A 4,130-nucleotide genomic window follows, 5' to 3' on the forward strand; every position below is an offset into this window, starting at 1 on the left:
GACGTCCGTCGCGCGGCACCACGTCCTGGCTGGCGCACGCGGCCAGCAGCGCGGCGGACAGCGCCACGGCGAGCGTGCGCATGCGGATACGGGTGTCTGTGACGAAGTCTGCTTTCATTCGGTTCCTTTGATCGTTCAGGCCAGCGAGTCGGCCACGCCGCGCCGCTCGGCGAGCATGTATTCACGCGACTGCATCTCAATGATACGCGACACCGTGCGATGGAACTCGTTCGACATCGCACCCTCGGTGTACAGCAGCTCCGGCTCGACCTCGGCCGACATGATCAGCTTGACCTTGTGATCGTAGAACACGTCGATCAGCCACGTGAAGCGGCGCGCCTCCGACGACATCGCGGCCGACATGCGCGGCACGCCCGACAGGATCACGGTGTGGAACTGGCTGGAGAGTTCCAGGTAGTCGTTCTGCGAACGCGGGCCGCCGCACAAGGTGGCGAAATCGAACCAGATCACGCCGCCGGCACGCCGCAGCGCACGCAGCTCGCGCTGTTCGATGTGCACGCGCGGATCCTCGTCGGCCGTGTCGGCGACTTTCGCATACGTCTCGCGTAAGGCGTGGTCGGAGGCCGCGCCCAGCGGCGTGTAATAGGCCTGCACCTGTTCCAGCGCGCGGTGGCGGTAATCGATGCCGGCGTCGACGTTCATGACGTCCAGCTTGTCCTTGATCAGCGCGATCGTGGGCAGCATGCGGTCGCGGTGCAGGCCGTCCGGGTACAGCTTGTCCGGATCGTAGTTCGACGTCATCACGAACGACACGCCGTTGGCGAACAGCGCGGACAGCAGGTTGTACATGATCATCGCGTCGGCCACGTCGTTCACGTGGAATTCGTCGAAGCAGATCAGGCGGTATTTCTTCGAGATGCGCCTGGCGACCTCGATCAGCGGGTCTTCCACGCCTTTCAGCTCGTCGAGCTGGCGGTGCACGGCGCGCATGAATTCGTGGAAGTGCAGGCGCGTCTTGCGCACGACCGGCACCACCGAGTAGAAGCTGTCCATGAGGAAGGACTTGCCGCGGCCGACGCCGCCCCACATGTAGACGCCCTGCGGGACGTCGGGACGGTTGATCAGGCGCTTGAACGCGGACGAGCGCTGCGACTTGTACGCGACCCAGTCGTCGTACGCCTCCTGCAGGCGGTCGACGGCGCGCTGCTGCGCGGGATCGGACTTGAATCCGCGCTCGGTCAGCGCGTGCTGGTAGTACTCTTGGACGTTCATGAAAAGAGCCGCATAAAGATGGGGGTGGACAGCGATGCCGTCCACCCCCAATCGGGCCGGAGCCCGGTCATACAAGTATTAGAAGTTCAGCGAACGCTTGTCGACGGCGAGCGCGGCTTCCTTGGTCGCTTCGGACAGCGACGGGTGGGCGTGGCAGATGCGGGCGATGTCTTCCGACGACGCGCGGAATTCCATCGCGACGACGGCTTCCGAGATCAGCTCCGACGCGACCGGGCCCACGATGTGGACGCCCAGGATTTCGTCGGTCGTCGCGTCGGCCAGGAATTTCACCATGCCCGACGTGTCGCCCAGCGCGCGTGCACGGCCGTTGGCCATGAACGGGAACGTGCCGGCCTTGTACGCGACGCCTTCCTTCTTGAGCTGCTGCTCGGTCTTGCCGACCCACGCGATTTCCGGCGAGGTGTAGATGACCCACGGGATCGTGTTGAAGTTGACGTGACCGTGCTGGCCGGCGATGCGCTCGGCAACGGCAACACCCTCTTCTTCCGCCTTGTGCGCCAGCATCGGGCCGCGCACGACGTCGCCCACGGCCCAGATGCCCGGGACGTTGGTGCGACATTCGTCGTCGACGGCCACGAAGCCGCGCTCGTCCAGCTGCACGCCGACGGTCTCGATGCCGAGGCCGTTGGTGTTCGGCACGCGGCCGATCGAGATGATCAGGCGGTCGAACGTTTCGCTCTTCGCGGCGCCCGCTGCATCGGCGTAGTCCACGGTGACGCTGTTGTCGCCCTTGGTCACGCTGTTGATCTTCACGCCCAGCTGGATGTCCAGGCCCTGCTTGGTGAACAGCTTGTGCGCTTCCTTGGCGATCTGCTCGTCGACCGCGCCCAGGAACGTCGGCAGGCCTTCCAGCACGGTGACCTTGGCACCCAGGCGGCGCCACACGGAACCCATCTCCAGGCCGATCACGCCGGCGCCGATGACGCCCAGCCTGGCCGGGACGGCGTCGACGGTCAGCGCGCCGGTGTTCGACAGGATGACTTTCTCGTCGAACGCTGCGCCCGGCAGTTCGCGGGCGTTCGAGCCGGTCGCGATGATCACGTTCTTCGCGGTGATCGAATCGGTGGTCGGGCCCGACACGTTGATGGTGTAGCCTTCGCCTGCCTTGCCGGCGAACGTGCCGCGGCCGTGGAAGAAGGTGACCTTGTTCTTCTTGAACAGGTAGACGATGCCGTCGTTATTGGCCTTGACGACGCCCTCTTTGCGCTTGAGCATCTGGCCCAGGTTCAGCGAGAGACCGGCGACGTCGATGCCGTGCTCGGCGAACGCGTGGCCGGCGTGCTCGAAGTGTTCCGACGATTGCAGCAGTGCCTTCGACGGGATGCAGCCGACGTTGGTGCAGGTGCCGCCCAGTGCCGGGCCGCCCTTGGCGTTCTGCCATTCGTCGATGCAGGCGGTCTTGAAGCCCAGCTGCGCTGCGCGGATCGCGGCCACGTAGCCGCCAGGACCGCCGCCGATCACGACGACGTCGAATTGTTTTTCAGTGCTCATTAATCGATTCCTTGATGTCGCGGCATGGACGGCGCACCGCCCATGTCACGTTATTCTTCTGGGACGAAAATCCACAACAACAGGTAAATCACGATCCCGAACCCGAACGTGATGGTGAACAGCGCGAACACGAGCCGCCATACCCACGCATCCACGCCCGACACTTGCGCCAGGCCGCCGCAGACACCGCCCAGCCAGCGGTCGGTGCGCGAGCGGCGCAAGGTGTTCAGCTCGGACGCGAACGAACCGTCGGCATTCGCGCTCTTGTTCAGGTTCACGGTCGACGAGGCGCCGGACAATACCTTCGCCTTCGCCTGTTCGAATTCGGCGTCGGTCAATGCGCCGGCCTGGTGCAGTTCGTGCAAACGCTTGATTTCATCGGAGATCATGATCATTCCCTTCCATCAGACACACGCACGGGCGCACCAGGCGGGCGCGCCCCCGTTCGTGAATTACAGGTCGAGCAGCAGGCGGGCCGGATCTTCCAGCGCGTCCTTCATCGCGACCAGGCCCAGGACGGCTTCGCGGCCGTCGATGATGCGGTGGTCGTACGACATCGCCAGGTAGTTCATCGGGCGGATGACGATCTGGCCATTCTCGACGACGGCGCGGTCCTTGGTCGCGTGCACGCCCAGGATCGCCGACTGCGGCGGGTTGATGATCGGGGTCGACAGCATCGAACCGAAGGTGCCGCCGTTCGAGATCGAGAACGTACCGCCGGTCAGGTCTTCCAGCGTCAGCTTGCCGTCCTTGGCTTTCTGGCCGAATTCGCCGATCTTCTTCTCGATCTCGGCGATCGACATCTGGTCGGCGTTGCGCAGGATCGGGACGACCAGGCCGCGCGGCGAACCGACGGCGATACCGATGTCGAAGTAGCCGTGGTAGATGATGTCGTTACCGTCGACCGACGCGTTCAGGATCGGGTACTTCTTCAGCGCGGCGACGGCGGCCTTGACGAAGAAGGACATGAAGCCCAGCTTGACGCCGTGCTCTTTCTCGAACTTGTCCTTGTACTTGGCGCGCATTTCCATGACCGGTGCCATGTTGACTTCGTTGAACGTCGTCAGGATGGCGTTGGTCGACTGCGACTGCAGCAGGCGCTCGGCGATACGGGCGCGCAGGCGGCTCATCGGCACGCGCTCTTCCGGACGGTCGCCCAGGTTCGCGACCGGGGTTGCGACTTGCGGCAGGGCTGCCTTCGGTGCTTGCTGCTGCAGCGGTGCCGGTGCGGCGACGGCAGGCTTGTTGGCGACGGCGGCCAGGGCATCGCCCTTGGTCACGCGGCCGTCACGGCCGGTGCCGGTGGCGTCGGCGGCGGGGACGTTGTTTTAGGGCAGGATGTTTGCGGCGGCGCGGGGGGGGGGGGGGGGGGGGGGCGGGGGGGG

3 protein-coding genes and 1 pseudogene are annotated in these 4,130 nt (G+C 65.1%); all 4 read right to left on the bottom strand.

What is annotated here, in order from left to right:
• Positions 1 to 135: 135 nt before the first annotated feature.
• The gene (gene zapE / locus ACEN88_RS25875; RefSeq protein WP_413344281.1) at positions 136 to 1,233 is read right to left on the bottom strand and encodes a cell division protein ZapE; all 1,098 of its coding nucleotides are present in this window, start codon (positions 1,231 to 1,233) and stop codon (positions 136 to 138) included.
• A gap of 78 nt (positions 1,234 to 1,311) precedes the next feature.
• Entirely contained in the window at positions 1,312 to 2,745 is a 1,434-nt protein-coding gene (gene lpdA, locus ACEN88_RS25880; protein ID WP_413344283.1) for a dihydrolipoyl dehydrogenase, read from the bottom strand.
• A gap of 50 nt (positions 2,746 to 2,795) precedes the next feature.
• Positions 2,796 to 3,137 (bottom strand): PspC domain-containing protein, encoded by a 342-nt coding sequence (locus ACEN88_RS25885; RefSeq protein ID WP_413344285.1) that lies wholly within the window; start codon positions 3,135 to 3,137, stop codon positions 2,796 to 2,798.
• A 60-nt stretch (positions 3,138 to 3,197) separates the two neighbouring features.
• Positions 3,198 to 4,061: pseudogene (odhB, locus tag ACEN88_RS25890) on the bottom strand (2-oxoglutarate dehydrogenase complex dihydrolipoyllysine-residue succinyltransferase); the annotation flags it as partial.
• Positions 4,062 to 4,130: the final 69 nt, after the last annotated feature.

It is taken from the genome of Massilia sp. CT11-108 (genome assembly GCF_047302915.1).
Classification (GTDB): domain Bacteria; phylum Pseudomonadota; class Gammaproteobacteria; order Burkholderiales; family Burkholderiaceae_D; genus Telluria; species Telluria orientalis.